General features: G+C 58.8%; 17 protein-coding genes and 2 pseudogenes. 14 read left to right on the top strand and 5 right to left on the bottom strand.

The window, feature by feature from the left end; translation table 11 throughout:
- Positions 1 to 3 precede the first annotated feature (3 nt).
- Positions 4 to 3,318, bottom strand: coding sequence for a DEAD/DEAH box helicase (locus tag QQJ84_RS05470; RefSeq protein ID WP_284257095.1), 3,315 nt, complete (start codon positions 3,316 to 3,318; stop codon positions 4 to 6).
- Between the two features lie 366 nt (positions 3,319 to 3,684).
- On the opposite strand from QQJ84_RS05470, the gene QQJ84_RS05465 reads away from it, so the two are divergent.
- The 3 genes from QQJ84_RS05465 (at position 3,685) to QQJ84_RS05455 (ending at position 5,597) form a co-directional block, all read left to right on the top strand.
- Positions 3,685 to 4,443 carry a DUF2786 domain-containing protein gene (locus QQJ84_RS05465; RefSeq protein WP_284257094.1) on the top strand — a complete coding sequence of 253 codons (759 nt, stop codon included), beginning with the start codon at positions 3,685 to 3,687 and terminating at the stop codon, positions 4,441 to 4,443.
- Positions 4,440 to 4,880, top strand: coding sequence for a hypothetical protein (locus QQJ84_RS05460; RefSeq protein ID WP_284257093.1), 441 nt, complete (start codon positions 4,440 to 4,442; stop codon positions 4,878 to 4,880). The genes QQJ84_RS05465 and QQJ84_RS05460 overlap by 4 nt, the downstream gene beginning before the upstream one ends.
- 90 nt (positions 4,881 to 4,970) lie before the next feature.
- Positions 4,971 to 5,597 (top strand): hypothetical protein, encoded by a 627-nt coding sequence (locus tag QQJ84_RS05455; protein ID WP_284257092.1) that lies wholly within the window; start codon positions 4,971 to 4,973, stop codon positions 5,595 to 5,597.
- Positions 5,598 to 5,745: 148 nt separating this feature from the next.
- Here QQJ84_RS05455 and QQJ84_RS05450 read toward each other — a convergent pair whose 3' ends face one another.
- Complete coding sequence (locus tag QQJ84_RS05450; protein ID WP_284257090.1) at positions 5,746 to 5,970, bottom strand: helix-turn-helix domain-containing protein; 225 nt, start codon at positions 5,968 to 5,970, stop codon at positions 5,746 to 5,748.
- A 52-nt stretch (positions 5,971 to 6,022) separates the two neighbouring features.
- Positions 6,023 to 6,304: a BrnT family toxin gene (locus QQJ84_RS05445; protein ID WP_284257089.1), complete on the bottom strand. Its 282-nt coding sequence runs from the start codon at positions 6,302 to 6,304 to the stop codon at positions 6,023 to 6,025.
- 204 nt (positions 6,305 to 6,508) lie between these two features.
- Here QQJ84_RS05445 and QQJ84_RS05440 point away from each other — a divergent pair, with 204 nt between their 5' ends.
- Together QQJ84_RS05440 and QQJ84_RS05435 are read left to right on the top strand one after the other, a co-directional pair.
- Positions 6,509 to 6,976 (top strand): COG3415 family protein, encoded by a 468-nt coding sequence (locus QQJ84_RS05440; RefSeq protein ID WP_284257088.1) that lies wholly within the window; start codon positions 6,509 to 6,511, stop codon positions 6,974 to 6,976.
- 31 nt (positions 6,977 to 7,007) lie between these two features.
- Positions 7,008 to 7,364 (top strand): hypothetical protein, encoded by a 357-nt coding sequence (locus QQJ84_RS05435; RefSeq protein WP_284257087.1) that lies wholly within the window; start codon positions 7,008 to 7,010, stop codon positions 7,362 to 7,364.
- Between the two features lie 270 nt (positions 7,365 to 7,634).
- Here QQJ84_RS05435 and QQJ84_RS05430 read toward each other — a convergent pair whose 3' ends face one another.
- Together QQJ84_RS05430 and QQJ84_RS05425 are read right to left on the bottom strand one after the other, a co-directional pair.
- Positions 7,635 to 8,144, bottom strand: a complete 510-nt coding sequence (locus QQJ84_RS05430) for a YbaK/EbsC family protein (protein WP_284257086.1) — start codon at positions 8,142 to 8,144, stop codon at positions 7,635 to 7,637.
- Between the two features lie 26 nt (positions 8,145 to 8,170).
- The gene (locus QQJ84_RS05425; RefSeq protein ID WP_284257085.1) at positions 8,171 to 8,521 is read right to left on the bottom strand and encodes an HU family DNA-binding protein; all 351 of its coding nucleotides are present in this window, start codon (positions 8,519 to 8,521) and stop codon (positions 8,171 to 8,173) included.
- Between the two features lie 207 nt (positions 8,522 to 8,728).
- On the opposite strand from QQJ84_RS05425, the gene QQJ84_RS05415 reads away from it, so the two are divergent.
- From QQJ84_RS05415 to QQJ84_RS05375, 9 genes and pseudogenes are all read left to right on the top strand, one after another.
- Positions 8,729 to 8,971 (top strand): hypothetical protein, encoded by a 243-nt coding sequence (locus tag QQJ84_RS05415; protein ID WP_284257118.1) that lies wholly within the window; start codon positions 8,729 to 8,731, stop codon positions 8,969 to 8,971.
- A 747-nt stretch (positions 8,972 to 9,718) separates the two neighbouring features.
- Positions 9,719 to 10,108 carry a WGR domain-containing protein gene (locus tag QQJ84_RS05410; RefSeq protein WP_284257084.1) on the top strand — a complete coding sequence of 130 codons (390 nt, stop codon included), beginning with the start codon at positions 9,719 to 9,721 and terminating at the stop codon, positions 10,106 to 10,108.
- Between the two features lie 103 nt (positions 10,109 to 10,211).
- A pseudogene (locus tag QQJ84_RS05405) lies at positions 10,212 to 10,465 on the top strand (IS110 family transposase); the annotation flags it as partial.
- Positions 10,466 to 10,908: 443 nt separating this feature from the next.
- Positions 10,909 to 11,172, top strand: a complete 264-nt coding sequence (locus QQJ84_RS05400) for a tyrosine-type recombinase/integrase (protein WP_284257115.1) — start codon at positions 10,909 to 10,911, stop codon at positions 11,170 to 11,172.
- Positions 11,173 to 11,256: 84 nt separating this feature from the next.
- A pseudogene (locus QQJ84_RS05395) lies at positions 11,257 to 12,024 on the top strand (IS110 family RNA-guided transposase); the annotation flags it as partial.
- 54 nt (positions 12,025 to 12,078) lie between these two features.
- Positions 12,079 to 12,351 carry a hypothetical protein gene (locus QQJ84_RS05390; protein ID WP_284257082.1) on the top strand — a complete coding sequence of 91 codons (273 nt, stop codon included), beginning with the start codon at positions 12,079 to 12,081 and terminating at the stop codon, positions 12,349 to 12,351.
- A gap of 669 nt (positions 12,352 to 13,020) precedes the next feature.
- A complete protein-coding gene (locus tag QQJ84_RS05385) occupies positions 13,021 to 13,491 on the top strand; it encodes a hypothetical protein (RefSeq protein ID WP_284257081.1) in 471 nt (156 codons plus the stop codon).
- A gap of 57 nt (positions 13,492 to 13,548) precedes the next feature.
- Positions 13,549 to 14,595, top strand: coding sequence for a thioredoxin domain-containing protein (locus QQJ84_RS05380; protein ID WP_284257080.1), 1,047 nt, complete (start codon positions 13,549 to 13,551; stop codon positions 14,593 to 14,595).
- A gap of 4 nt (positions 14,596 to 14,599) precedes the next feature.
- Positions 14,600 to 15,181 (top strand): hypothetical protein, encoded by a 582-nt coding sequence (locus tag QQJ84_RS05375; RefSeq protein ID WP_284257079.1) that lies wholly within the window; start codon positions 14,600 to 14,602, stop codon positions 15,179 to 15,181.
- Positions 15,182 to 15,350: the final 169 nt, after the last annotated feature.

Raw genomic sequence — 15,350 nt, 5'->3', positions numbered from 1 at the left:
TGACTACGCCAGCGGCTGAAACAGAAATTCCAGATCGGCGGCCTCGAAGCTGCCGGGCTTGGCTTCCGGATCGAACAACCCGTTCGCGAGTGCCGCCTTGCGGTCCTGCAATTCTAGCATCCGCTGCTCGATCGTTGTCTCGGCGATGAGTTTATAAACGAACACCGGCTTATCCTGGCCGATACGGTGGGCGCGGTCGGTGGCCTGCGCCTCGACGGCCGGATTCCACCAGGGGTCGTAATGGATGACGGTGTCGGCGGCGGTCAGGTTAAGCCCGGTGCCGCCGGCTTTGAGGCTCAGACAGAAGAGCGGCACCTCGCCGCGCTGGAAGCGCGCCACCGGCGTTGCCCGGTCCTTGGTGTCGCCGCGCAGGTCGACAAAGGGAATGCCGAGTGTCGTGACCTCGGCCTCGATCAGATCCAGCATGCTGGTGAATTGCGAGAAGAGCAGGATGCGCCGTCCCTCCTCGACCAGCTCGGGCAGCATCTCCTTGAGATGGGCCAGCTTGGCGCTGGCCACAACGCGCCTTGCCGCGCCGAGCTTCACCAGCCGCGGGTCGCAGCAGACCTGGCGCAGTTTCAGCAGCGCGTCGAGGATGACGATATGGCTGCGCGCCAGTCCGCGCGCGGCCACGGCGGCGCGGACCTTCTCGTGCATGGCGAGGCGCACCGTCTCGTAAAGATCGCGCTGCTCGCCACCCAGCTCAATGCGCAGGGTCATCAGCGTCTTGTCCGGCAGCTCGGTCGCGACCTCAGCCTTGGTGCGGCGCAGGATGAACGGTTTCAGCCGCCGTGCCAGCACGGCTTGGCGCGCCGCATCCCCCTTGCGTTCGATCGGCGTGCGGAACAGGCGGGTGAAGCGTTTCGCCTCGCCGAGCAGGCCGGGCATGAGAAAGGCGAATTGTGACCAGATATCGCCGAGATGATTCTCGACCGGCGTGCCGGTCAGGCATAGCCGGTGGCGCGCGGTCAGGCGGCAGGCCACCAGGGTCGCCCGGGCGGCGGGGTTCTTGATCGCCTGCGCCTCGTCCAGGATGACCAGATGCCAGTGCTGGCGCTGCAATGCCGCCTCGTCGCGCGGTAGCAAAGCGTAGGTCGTCAGCGCCAGATCGGCCGTGGCCACTTGCGCGAATTGCCCGGCGCGGTCGGTGCCATGCAGGGAGATAACTTTGAGCTCCGGCGCAAAGCGCGCCGCCTCGGCCCGCCAATTGGGCAAGAGACTCGTCGGGCATACCACGAGGCAAGGACGGTCGAGCCGGCCTTGGCGTTTCTCGGTCAGGATATGCGCCAGCGTCTGCACAGTCTTGCCGAGACCCATATCGTCGGCGAGGATACCGCCCAATTCGTATTCGCGGAGGAACTGCAGCCAGTCGAGCCCGTGTTGCTGGTAGGGCCGCAACAACGCGGCGAACCCCTCGGGCACGGGCACGCTGGCCATGGCCGTAAAACCGGCCAGCCGTGCCGCCAAGCGGCGCAGCCGCTCACCGCCGAGCCAGCGCAGTTTCAGCGCGTCTTCGAGCTCGGCCAATGCGGTCGCCGCACCGAGCGAAAGGTCGAGCCGCCCATCCGCGCTGATGGCACCGGCATCAAACAATTCGACGAGGACAGCGAGCAGTTTTGTCAGGCGCTCGGCAGGCAAAGCGAGCAGTGTGCCGTCATCAAGCCTGGCGTAGAGCACTCCCTGCGCAGCCATGGCGGCGACATCGGCGGCCGCGCCGCCGGCAGCGCTCAGCGCCTGCAGCAACAGTGGCAGCAGCGCCACGCGCTTTCCTTCAACGTCAATGCCGAGATCGAGGGAGAACCACCAGCCGCCGTTCCCCTCGTCGATCTTCGCCTGCCACTCCCCGCCGGCATCGATCACGCGATGGCGGAAGGAGCTGGCAAATTCGACCTGCCAGCCTTCGGCGATAAGAGCTGGCACGTCCCGGTGCACGAAGCTGGGCCAGCCTTCATCCCTGGGCATGGCCAAGGTGAGACGTTGCGCATCCCGCCCAACAGCGTCCTCCTCCACCAGCCCGAGCTTACGCAGACGCTGCACCGCCCCTCGCTCTGCCCGCTCGTCGCGCCGCCACACCAGCACGCGCCGCCCCTCGACATGGCGGATCTCCGACGCCGCCGACCTCGGCGCGACGACCGTGCCGCCATAATCGAAGCTGAGCTCCGCGGTATCGGCGATGGGTGGGCTCGCCCGCCAGGCGCCATAGCTGAGCTGAAGCGGCGCGCTGGCCAGACGCAAACAGGGCACCGGCTTTGCGGCAATGATCTCCTCGGCCACATCCTCGGCGGGCAAAGGCAAGGCCAGGCCAGGCAGCGCCTTGGCCAGGGCCGCGCGCAATGCCGGCGCCTGAGATGCCGCAACCGGCGGCGCCCGGAGGAGGGCGGCGGCTGTTGCCTCGGGCAGTCCAAGTTCGAGCCGGCCGAGCATCAGCCTGTCGGTGTCGACATACCAGGCGGCCGCGCCCGGAATCGCGACCTCGGCGGGCGAGCCGGTTTCAATCACCGGGGCCTGACGTCCATCGGACAGCAGGCGCCAGGCGATTTGGCCATGGCGGGTTTCGCCCATGGCCAGCGGTGCGCTATCCTTGCTGTGCCAGTGACAGCGCCCGGTCGCGATCAGCCGTTGCAGCGCGATCTCCCGCATCCCCGGCTCGGCTGGCAGAGTGCCGCCGGAGGGCAAGCGCCAGGGGTCAAGCGTCAGGAGGCGGGCGATAACGCGGTCCTCTGCGCTGGCATAGGGTGCGGTCGTGGCCGCCACGGTCGAGAGCTGGACGGGCCGTGGCTTGCTGTAGCCGCCGGCCTTCACCGGGCGCACGATCTGTGCCGCGATGGTGACCGGATGATCCTGGGGGCGGGATGGCTGGTCAAAAATGTAAAGCAACGTCTCGCCGGCGCCGGCCAATGCGTTGCTCGCGGATAAAGCGGTGACGCTGTCCAGCCAGTTGGCAACCGGCCCGGCCAACGGGTCGGGCGATGGTACCCTGCCCGCCCCCGGCTGGTGCGTTGCGTTCCCACCACTGCGCCGCCGCGTTAGGACCTCGAACAGTACCGCGGCGGCATGCTTGCAATCGATCCCAACGGGACAGGAGCAGCGCGTTTCGAACCTCGTGATGGGCCACCTATTGCTCTTTGGCGAAGACAGGGCGATCTCGACCCGGTACGGGCGCGGCGCCGTACCGGTGACCCGCGCCGTGATAATTTCGCCGCCATCCTGGAACGCCAAATCCCGCACTTGCCCTTGCGCCTGATAGAAGCGGCCACGCTCCACGGTCGTTTTCGAGAATTCGCGGGCAATGTCCTGGTCGGTAAACGCGAAGGTCATGGTCAAATCCAATATTCGACATCCCGAGCAATGCGCAACAGTTCTCTCGTTCCCCGTTTTCTTCGTCTCATCTCGCCAGGTCGAAGCCGGCAAATCCGCCGGATGCATCCCCTCCGCGCCGAGCGCTGTGATACCCGTGCAGTCGGAAATTTCTTTATGCGTCCTTCATATGGAAAAAACTTGGCGAGCTGGGTATTCCGTCCTGAAAAGGGCCGAAGCCGCGGCAGGCCTCATCTTCCACGGCCGGCCATCCCTCCTCTGTTGCCGAAATACGAGCTGCGTTATTATGCGCCTCATGCAATCTATGTTGATCAAGAGAATGGCGTCAAATAATCCCGGCAGTCTTTCGTCGAAAAGGATCCAGCCGTGAGTCAATCTCGCGAACTCGAACGGGTGAAAGCCAAGATCAAGGCGCTGACGGAGAAAACCGTACAGAACGGCTGTACCGAGGCTGAGGCCATGTCGGCCGCAGATATGGTCGGGCGATTGTTGGAGCGCTACGCGCTTAGCATGGACGAGATCGAGGTCCGCACCTCAAAATGCGTCCAGCGCGAGGTACCAATCGGCGGCACACGGCGGCGGCCAATCGACGGATGTGTGCCGGCGATCGCGCGGTTCTGCGACTGCAAGGTCTGGCTAGCCCATTCGGTTGTCGTGGATGAGGTGGGAGCGGACCAAGGCGCAAAGCCCAAGCGGTACATCTTCTTCGGCTTCGAGACGGACGCCGAGCTGGCGACATATCTATTTACCGTGATTGAGCGCGCCATTGGTACCGAGACTGGGGCGTTCAAACTGACGCATCCTCGTCTACGGGCTGTGCGACTTCGGCAGGCCACGGCCAGCTTCCAGCACGGGCTTGCAGCCCGGGTAGCCGTGCGGCTCACCACCATGCATACAGAGCGCGAAGCTACTGTCAGAGCCCAGCGCGCGGCTGGCACGGCGCTGATCCTGGTCAAACACCAGGTGGTAGACGAGGCGTTCCGGGAGACAAAGACACGCCTTGTCAGTATGAGCGCGGTCGGCGCCCAGGTCGACCGCAATGCATATCGTGCAGGCTGGGCGGCGGGCGACAGTGTGAATTTATCGCGGCCTATAGAGAGTGAAAGCAGGAGGCCGCTGCAGTGAAGGCTAAGCGGGATTCGCAGCGTAGCCGAGTCTACGCTTGGGAAAACCGCGTCATCGCCGCACAAGACCCGAGTATTATCTCCTTTCCGGCAGCACGGGGAATGGTGGATGCGATCTGGGCCGAGATGGGGCTGTTATATCCACCAAAGGTTGAACCATTGCCCAAGCAAGCCAAGGCGACCGTGGCGACAGCAACCCGACTATGTATTCGATTGCCAGACCGCCTGCCCTCCTGGTGCCTGCTTCACGAAATCGCCCACGCCATGACGACAACCGTCGATGGGCAATCCGATGGTCATGGCGCCGCGTTCATGGGGGTATATCTGCGGCTTCTCGCGCGCTATTTGCGGCTCGATCCAGCTGATCTTACGCGCTCAGCCGGGGACGATGACATCAAAATCGCGGACAACGCCCAGCCAGCATTCGCGGATGAATAACAGAGGGAACAAAGGCTCCATTACGATCCGGTGCGAGGCCGCCGGTCCAGGGACCTTGATGTCTATCCCCATGCAACTCATCTTTAGCCCATGAAAATCGCCATTCTCGGCTGGGGCTCGCTGCTCTGGGACCCAAGAGAGCTTAAACTGAAAGCGCCGTTCGAACTCACGGGGCCTAGCCTGCCGATTGAGTTCTGCCGCGTTTCAAAAAACCTCCGCCTTACGTTGATTATAGACGAGGCATTCGGCACGCTCTGTCAAACCTATGCGGCAACAAGCGCTTTCACCAATCTGCCTGAGGCGATGGAAAATCTGCGTCTACGCGAGGGCATGACCAGTACCGCTAATGTTGGTTTCGCGGTTATCGCCAATCAGGAGCGTAGCCAAATTGCCACCAAGCTTCATCCGCGCGCGACTGAGACGATCGCCGACTGGACAGTGAATGCTGGCTATGATGCCACGATCTGGACCGCGCTCGATAGCCGTTTTGAGGGCCAGACAGCGGAACCTTTCTCGGTTAACGCTGCAATACGCTTCCTCGAAAACCTTGAACAGTATGACCCGGAAGCCTTTGCCAGAGCGCTCGAGTATATCCGCCGTGCGCCCGATGCCACGCAAACACCGGTACGCGATCGCACCGCCGCCCAATGGCCAAGCTACCCGGATGGACTGAAACCCGTCAGGGGTTCGGTGGAGCCCGGATCGCGGGCGGAATAGAGCGCGGCCGGCGAATAGCCGGGGCGCCGTAATCTTCAGGTGGGTTTGGCTGATGTGGCAAGTTCTTCGAGTGTGCGGACAATAATGAGCGTTTTGCGCAGACAGCAAGCCCTTAAAAGGGGCTTGCCTGCCGTGATCTTCTGAAGAACTACTCGGCCGCCGGGGCCGGATGAGTTTTCAGAGCCTTGGCGACGGCCTCAGCGTTACCAGCGATCGCCCGCAGATAAGCCCTGGCTGGAGCGTCAGGCTCAGCCCGTTCTTGTTCCCAGTCTCGAAGCGTTCCCAGGGGGATGCCAAACTCGGCCGAGAACTGCTCTTGCGTCATCCGCAGAGCCCGGCGGATGACCGTCACACGCGGCCTACGCCGGGCCATTTTCCGCTCATCTGCCGTCATCGGCCGAGAATCCCTCTCAGACGCCGGAAGCTCAGTGGCGGCCTTCAAAATACTCTGATCTTTCATCTGATTCCGCCTTTCTGGCTGATATTATGTGAATTAGCGGGCCGCGCATCGTGTAGGTTACGACCAGCACGTTTCCCGTGGCATCGAGGCCGGTTATATTCCATCGCTCCTCGCCGTAGTCTTCGCGATCAGCAAGAGCATCATCGGCAAACGGGTCTCGAAAAACAGCACGGGTTTGCTCGAAACTGACCTTAATGCTTGATCTTGTTTGCCGAGGCTTTCGGATCAAACCAAGAGAATTCATCATCACGCATAACTACTGTTTTCCCGTAGAAGAGTCAAGAGTAAAGCGCGATCGATCCAAAACCATGATCGCCCTGGCCGACTCAGTGACTCGGCAAAGAATCGCGCCAAGCAAAAATCTAATCCAGACACATCTAAGCAGAATCGATGGGTTGACCAACGGACTGTGTGCTGATTCCTTGGTCGTCTCGATTCGCGGACGGCAAGCATGAAGGGCAAATCTCCTCTCTCGGCAACCAAGGAACAGCAAATTGAGTCAGCGGCCCTGGCCGGTTCGCGCGATCGCGGCGAGGCAGACCGTGCGCGGGAAGACAAGGTTCGGCTTTGGCAGAGCGATTTCATGCGCGGCGGCGTTGCGGCGCTAAAGGCGACCATCGCCCCCGGCCCCGCGCCGGTGAAGAGTGAGGCAGCCCTGCGCGTGGCCATGCCGCTGTCGACCGAGCCGGTCGCCGACCGGCCCAACTGGACCATTCCGCCCCTGCGCGCCGAAATCGAGGCACGCGAAGGTCTTCGCATCAGTCGTTCGCACCTCTCCAAGGCTATGCGAAAAAAAGTTCCGTTGGCGACGTCCGCGGCACACGTTGAAGGGATGCCAGATCGACGCCGCGGTCGACCGGATCGGTCTGCGCCTGCTCAAACAGCAGGCCGCAACTGGCGACAAACCCGGTTACTATGAACTATCCATCGAACGGTTGTGTGAGATCCTGTTGATCAAACAAAGCCGCTCAGATGAGGCGTATCAAAGTTATGGCCTGAGCGCCGCAAATGGCACAACGAACCTCGCTGTCTACCGCGCGCTGATCCGCGCCTACCCTGATCGCGACCGTCGCCGGATGCTACTGGATATGATCGAAACCCGCGGCAATAAAGGAAAGTGGTTCGCCGCCGCGAAGGATGCCGGATTTTTCGGCGTCGCCATCGAGTGTGCTGCCGTCTACGGCGCGGACCCTTCGACATTGCTCCGCGCGGCACGGAATTTCCTCGGCAAGGAGGAAAAATTAACCGCCACTGTCGCACTGCTGGCTCTATCCAGTATGCAGCTTTCTGAACGGTGGTGGGTATGACCCCAGGCCGGCGAATGCGGCGGACGCGGTTGAATATCTTCTTGCCGCATCGCGCGAGCTGGCAGCACTGGACTGGGCAGCGGGCGCACTCGGCAGGCTGGCGGTGCAGCCATGTGCCGCTGGCCGGGAGCCGTTTCAGGCGCCCATAAAAGCCGCACTGGCGCAATGGCATAAATTTGAGAACAACGCGTAGTAGCGACGGCGTGAAAGCCAGCAAAAGGCGTCGGCCTGTCTCGCGTCCAACTTACCGGCAGGTAAGAAATCTAAAAATCAAGGTGCTGGCGACGGCAGTGCGCCCCCGGCAGGCAACTCTGCCGATGCCTTCCGACAGATATCTACCCATTTGGCATCGACAAGTTTTACTAGGCGCATTGGATCGATACGCACCGAGCTGTGGATCGATCCGGCCGCCGGTACCACTTCATCGAAGGCCTGCAGCGAGATATCGCAATAGATCGGCAGTCTGGTCGCCAGACCGAATGGACAGACGCCACCGACGGGATGGCCTGTCACGGCCTGCACCTCATCGGCACCCAGCATCTTAGCCCGGCTGCCGAATATCGCTTTGATTTTTCGATTGTCCAGCCGCGCATCGCCTCGCGCCACAATCAAAATTCTACGCCCACCGGCATTCAGCAACAATGTCTTGGCGATGCGCCCTGGCTCGATGCCATGGGCCTCGGAAGCCAATGCCACTGTCGCAGTGCTGTCAGGCATCTCGATGATGGTAATGTCCGGTGCCTTCTCGGCGAAGAAAGCCCGGACGGATTCAATGCTCATGACCGATCGACACCGTTTTCTGCATCTTAGACGGGGTTCAGCGCGTCCTTAACGGCCTTGGCAGCCACGAACGCCAGCTTCTTCGATGCGGCAATTTGCATCGTCTCGCCATTTTTCGGGTTACGCCCCTCGCGAGCCGGACGGTCCTGGACCTTGAACTTGCCAAATCCCGCAAGCGAAATTTCCGCGCCACTTGCCGCCGCTTCCGTGATGGCTTTCAGGACGGTCTCAACCACGGATTTCGCGGTACCCTTGGTCAGCCCGTGATCCGCCGCGATCTTATCGGCGAGGTCGGAGGTGTTCATGTTTCTTGTCCTTCTTGATGTCTGAAGCACTGTTAATGCCGTATTTTGGTTGGGATGACCAGCCGCCACCATCTCATAAATGATGCCGTCTTCCGTAAAAACCTAAAATCGCGCCTATATGACCTTGACTCTGCGGCGCCGGCCGAATGATCAATCGCGGCTGCATGACCTCGCCAACCTGGCTACCCGCCATGATGCGCGCAGCGTGGTGACGAATGACCTGCTGTTCCACGCGCGCGAACGTCGCCGTTTTGCAGGACGTTGTCACCCGCATCCGGCATGGCTGCACGATCGATGATGCCGGATTCCGGCGCGAGCGATATGCCTACCGGTATTCGAAGCCGCCGGCTGAAAGCCGATGAGGCTGCGCTCGTCGAACAGGCGGAACCGCAAATGGCATTACGGCCGACGGTGGGCGGACGGGAGGTGATGGAGGATTACGTCCATAAAGGCAAAGCCCACGAGCCCACCCCAACAGGGCAGCAAAACCTGCCAAGAAGCCAGGCCGCAAGGCTGCTGTAAAAACCGAATCCAACGCCGTCACGGAAAGTGCCGATTCAGTTTCCGCAGAGGCTTAAACGACTGCGGATTAGGCCCGACAAAATATGCTGGCCGGTGCAATCGGATACAGACTGCACCGGCCATTTTCGTCCTGGATGACGCTTCAGGCGCCATATCACTCGGCAGGATCATTGGGTAGCGCGGCGGCGCTTGCACTATTTGCACACTTTACTTGCCGTTTTCGAACATGACTTCTTTACCACCACCCATTGCGTTGCGTCCAGGCACGGCAATTGGGCGGCATGGCGGTCAGGTTGCACAGTTTTACTTTTTTACTTTTGCACGCCGGCATGAGTATTGCGGGACAAAATCACGCTATACATCTTTATTGGCTATCTAACCAATCCTCCCATGCCTCAAGGCCACGAGCCGCGGAGTGCGGAAGGCGCTCGCCATCGTCATTGCGTAATCCGGCAATGAGTTCGGCGGCGATCACTGGCCAAAAGCGGTCAACGAGGGCTGGCAGCGCAGCCGTCGTCATGTCGGGTAGACCGGCAAGCTCGCGCTCGCAGATCGCACGAGCATAGGGCTCAATATTATCGTATCGGTTTGGAGTGGGCCGCGCCGTCATCACAGAACTCGTCAGGTCTATTTCTGTCTCGAGGCATTATCATAAAGCGAACCCCTCCACACCAAAAAAATTAGATGCCAGAGGCCGAGAATTTTCCCGCCTACCTAGCGCGTACCCACATGGAGAAACAAACGCGCTTGACGATTTTCGGGAGCGACAGCGCTGTAAGCCATGCAATTCGCGAATCGCGGCGATTCGCAATTGACTCGGCTGCAGGCACCTGGATCAGCGTATGGTTACGTCCGTCTATTCCAGGAAGAGAAACAGTGTGGATGCATAACCGGGCCGAGCTATGGCATTCCTCTGAGCCGTTATTGCTGCGGCGCATTCGGCCGAAGCAAAATGAGCGCCGGTTTTATGCCATGTCTGTGACCGAGGATTTGTTTGGGAAAACTGTCCTCGTGCGGAACTGGGGTCGCATTGGTACCGGCGGCCGCCAGCGCTTCGATTATCACAAAGATGAGGCGGCTGCGCGGGCGAGCCTGGAAAAACTCGCCGCGCAAAAGCGCCGACGAGGCTACGTGTAAAATCCTGTGCAATGTCGATGGTGTGGAACACCCCCTCTTTTTGGCGTTTACCAGCGGATATCTGCGGTAAGATGTAGGACCGTCAATATAGGAGGGCATAGCCATGGATGAGATTGTGACGATTGGGTTGGATCTGGCGAAGAATGTTTCCAGATTCATGGGGTGGCAGCAGATGGCCGCGTGGTTGTTCGCCGGCAGCTACGCCGGTCGGATGTCTTGACGTTTTTCAAAAAAATTCCGGCGTGCCTGGTTGGCCTGGAGGCATGTGGATCAGCGCATTACTGGGCTCGCGAGATCGCTGCATTAGGGCATACGGTGAAGATGATGCCGCCAGCCTACGTCAAACCCTACGTCAAGTTATGGCGAGGTGAGCATAACTTGACTAATCACGAGGTCCCCATAATGCGGAGGAGCGCGGCCTGATCGGCGGATTTTCGCCGTTTTCGGATCGGCTTGCTTTGCATTATTCAGTGCCGAACCTCTGCGGGTCAATCAACCAACGGAGGACCAGCCGCTGCCCGCTAGCCGTCACGAACTAATTACCGAATTCAATTCCTCGCTTCTCAGTCAGCGATACAGCCCGGTCGTGGCGATGAACTACTGCACCTACGCATCTTGGTTTCTGGATTATCTGGGGCAGCGCGCCATCTTGATCGCGGACGTGATCGACGTGCAGGTAGAGCAATACCTGCGGCACGCGATCGTAATGTTTGAACGGGAGCGTGGTCGACGTCCCAGCGCGCGTTGGCACGAGGTCCCGCGCTCCGGAATTCATGCCCTGTTGCGATTAACTCACGGTCATTGGCCACCAGCAATCCAAGCACGTAGCGCCACACACCTTCCGGCACGCCACCGCCGTGCACCTCATCTCGGCCGGCGTCGACGTTACAGTCATCCGAAGCTGGCTCGGTCATGTCAGTCTCGACACGACCAACCACTATGCCAGGGCCAATCTGGAAACGAAACGGAAGGCCCTGGAAAAGGTCACCGTTCCAGCCATACCCGGCGGCCAGCCATCCTGGAAGCGCAATGCCAGCGTGATCGCCTGGCTAGACACGCTCTGAAATAATGCGGAGGAACATTAACAAGAACGGCGAAAATCCGCCGATCAGGCCGCGCTCCTCCGCATTATGGGGACCTCGTGATTAGTCAAGCGTGGAAAGACCGATGCGGCGGATGCCGAGGCGATCTGCGAGGCGGTCACAAGGCCGACCATGCGATTTGTTCCAGTAAAATCGGCCGAACAGCAATCGGTGCTTATGCTGCACAAGACGCGAGAGTTGCTGGTCCGTCAGCGGGTGATGCTGACCAACGCACTGCGCGCCCATCTCGGAGAATTCGGCATAATCGCCCCACAGGGTCTCGCCGGGATAAAGCAATTGCTCGAGTTGTTCCAAGGGTGCGGGCGGGCGTTACCCGTCCTGGCGCGGGAAGCGCTGAATGGGGTGATCGCCCACATCGAAAGTGCTGAACGCCCGATTGAAGTGATCGACGCGAAGATCATGGTCTGGCATCGTGGCAATGAGCAAAGTCGGCGATTGGCGGCAATCCCCGGCATCGGTCCCATCACGGCGAGTGCGATTGCGGCCAGTGTGCCAGATGCGACGGTATTTCGGTCTGGAAGACAGTTTTCCGCCTGGCTCGGGCTAACACCCCGATCGCATAGCAGCGGCGGCAAGGAGCGCACAATGGGCATCACCAAGCAGGGCGATGGATATATACGCCGTCTTTTGGTGGCCGGCGCAACAGCGGTGCTGCGCCACGCGCGGCAGAGTAATCCAAGCCGGGCGTGGGCATTGCGTTTGCTCGATAGCAAGCGACCAAAAGTAGTCGCGGTCGCACTCGCCAACAAGACCGCGCGGATCGCTTGGGTGCTCATGGCAAAGGGAGAAGCATATGTCGCGCCGGTAGTCTGACTATGTCGGTTGATTACGCCGGGCGCGACTGAAATCGCGTAAAAGTGCTGAGAGATGATGACGAACCGGTCGCTTCCGGGAGTTGGTGAAATCCGTGGAGTCAATGCGCTTTTCGAGCGCGCAATGTTGATCGGAAAGCAACTCGCGGACTTCATCATGGCCAGCGTAGCTCTGCCACGCATCGAACAGGCCGTAGACATGACTGCATGCGATTATCGCCGCGTTCTCTTTTCCCCTTGCGCGACGGGGGCGTTCCAGACATCGAACCCCGGTATGGATTATTCCAAACTGCCTAAAAGTACCCGCCGATTGTTCAACTGCACCTAAACTTTCGGCAAAATTTATGTAAACCAAAGGGGATGCGACGGTTCAATTTTGGTATTTAACTATTTGTAACTATCAACAAATGCAACAATGCTTTCTTTCGGCAGTCAATGGTTTTTCCTGTGGGGAACTATTTAAACCAGAGACGAATCTCTGGCTAATTTATACGCAGAGTTAGAAAGAAGGTTGGCGGAATCGAGGGTGATATAGAAAGAAAGTCTACAAAACGAAACGAGCACGACAACTTTGGAATGAGACGTTTCGCGCAATATAGCGCCATTGTGGGCTTATTGCCACTGGACTGTCATAAAACACATCGATGTTGCGGCATCCTATTAAAAAAAGGAAAGCTAAAGATTTACGGGGAAAAAAGAATTCCCCCTGAGGTTGTTGGCTGCTATCCTCTATTCACTAAAATGTGAGCGCCTCGGTGACTCGGTAGAAGCTGATCTGGTAGGCACGCATTTAATGCACTTGATAAGAAAAATTAAAGTGGACTGAAGTGGCGGTGAGCTGTATCTGATTCGCATCGTTTTGGTTGGGCTGTGAATTAAACTTAATTTTTGTCAGCGTTGTGACATTTGTGGTTTCACCGGTTCGTACTTGGAATTCGGAACCAACCACGGGCTACTATCGACGTAGGATCGCAAACCGGGGTCGGGGGCATTAAGGATGGATCTGAATCAGAACGCGATCGATGGCGATGCCGTGAATGAGATGGCGCCATCGGGTGGTGACGATCCACTTTTAGAGGCTTGCGAGGAGTTTTTCAGCGCGTTCGATGCGTGGAAGTGCCTGATGAGAGAATGGGATCATGCGGGCGTTCGGCCTGCACGTTTCAAACGGAATGATGCTTTACGAACTAGGCAACGCTGGCAGCAGGCGTTGGCCCATGTTCGCAGCGTACCCGCTCAAAATCGCAATGGTTTAGAGGCAAAGCGGCTGGTGTTGGGAGCTGTTTCATACTTTGGAGAAATGGGTGACCCATCGTTTACGGATTTTGCCGTCGAACTTGTGGATGAATATCAGAATTATCTTTTAGAAAATGACCGCCCTGCTTCTGGTAGCCCCTCGAATGGTTCGCCGATTAAGGCGGGTCGTCGACTGAACTTAACTAATATTTTCGGGTTTTTAAATCATTAAGCCCCGCCATTCGCATTTGTAGCGTGGATACTCCTCTCCTTCACAGAGGAGTTAGCCATGCGTTCCGTTTTACTCAGTCTCGCATCCGTCGTTTTCTTTCCGGCTCTTGCCGCAGCCAATCCTCATTGCGCCACGGCTGGGCCGCTCGTGTTCACAAGCAACACACCGCAGTTGCCCGGTGCCCCAACACTTGCGCCCCTCACGCCTACTTCGCCCCCAGCCTCATTAAAGGGCGCTCCGTTCGTCATGCACATCGCAAATGCCGGGGCTACGATTACCGATCTCGGTACGTCAGATCGCATGCGCCAGATTGCCGCGCGGAGCGGCGATCAATTCATGCTTTTCGACGTAACGCCGGATGGAAATGCGGCGGTGTCGGGGATTCCAATCGAAATGACGTTAGCGCAGCTCAAAACGGTCGCCGCCGGCAATATCACCGATCTCGGGTTGGTTCACGGCGTGGAAGGCTATTTCGTTCGGAGTGGCTCGATGTTTCAGGTTTTCTACGCGACACCGGATAATCAGCGGGTAATTCCTGGCGTGTTGTGGGATGCCGCAGGGAAAAATATCACCAAAGCGGAGGTTGCCAATATTCCTGGGGCCATCCCAACTGTCGAGGTCAACGGCTCAGATGGTCCACAAGCAGCGCCCGCGGCGGTATTGCCATTGGTTCAGAACGCGACTTTCGGGACAATCGGCAACAATCCCGCGAAACATTTATATATGCTGATCGACCCGCAATGCATCTACTCGATCCGTGCATTTCAGATGCTCAGGCCCTTCGCGGAGCAAAACCAGATTGAGATTTCAGTCATTCCGTTGACGATCTTGGATGGCGAAGATGGCGGCCAGAGCACCAAGAGCGCGATGGCTCTCTTAAGCGATCCGCCGGATCAAATCGTCGGTGCATGGCAATCCGGCAGCGAAGGAAATCGACCCTCGGAGCAGGCTCAGGCCAGGCTGAAACAGAACATGCTGATTGCACAGGCGATCGGTTTAAAAGCCACGCCCACATTTGTATGGCGCAAGGCGGACGGAACTGAAGGGCAGCTTGTTGGTGTCCCGCAGAATGTTCAAGCCTTTGTTGATGCGATAGGGAGCTGAACAGATGGATGCCCAAGAGGACCAAGGTGTTACCAACGACAAAGCCGCCAATGGGCAACCTAAGGGGAAGGCGGCCGAGAAGAAGCGCTCCTTGATCGGCCGCGCTATGCGGCGCGTTGGGTGGCTGGCAGGCGGCCCTGCGGATTGGTTCGGCCGAAAGAGCGTCAGATCGGGCGCGGAGCTGATTGGTAAGCTCTGGCAGCAGACAAGAAGTGCCCAGCAACGCGATGGCCGCTTCAAGGTCGATGAAGCTGGTGGCTTTGATCTTGCCGCCACTGCGTTCTCCTACGGCATGTCAGTGCAAACTTTGGAGCAACGTCTGGAGCAACGCCGTTGCATGACATCCATGATATCCTATGGAGCGCTGTTTGTTGCTCTTCTCGGCATCATCTTCTGGGTTCATTCAGCCATCGATGAGCCTTACACATTCGCTCGTATGATGATGGTTTGGGAGTTCCTGCCTTTCCTCGCCTTGTTTTTACTGGTGGCCTTTTACAACGCACTATTGAACTTTCAAATCAGACTGCGGCGCACTGCTGGCTGGCGTGAGTTCCTATCAACTGAGGAGGGGTTTTTCCCGCGATGAAAAAGAAGGAACATGCCTGGTGGCAATCGTAACTGTGGTTTCGTTGGGGCTTGCAGGCTGCACCACGGTTCCAACGGATCAACAAGTGTCTGTGGCCCCTGAACAGGGTAATTTGTTGAAGTACCCATCCTATTGATCCGACGCGATTTTATATGATTCGGTGTGGCCT

The organism is Acidocella aquatica (genome assembly GCF_030160635.1).
Taxonomy (GTDB): domain Bacteria; phylum Pseudomonadota; class Alphaproteobacteria; order Acetobacterales; family Acetobacteraceae; genus Acidocella; species Acidocella aquatica.
This window is presented reverse-complemented; position numbering and strand designations above follow the sequence as displayed.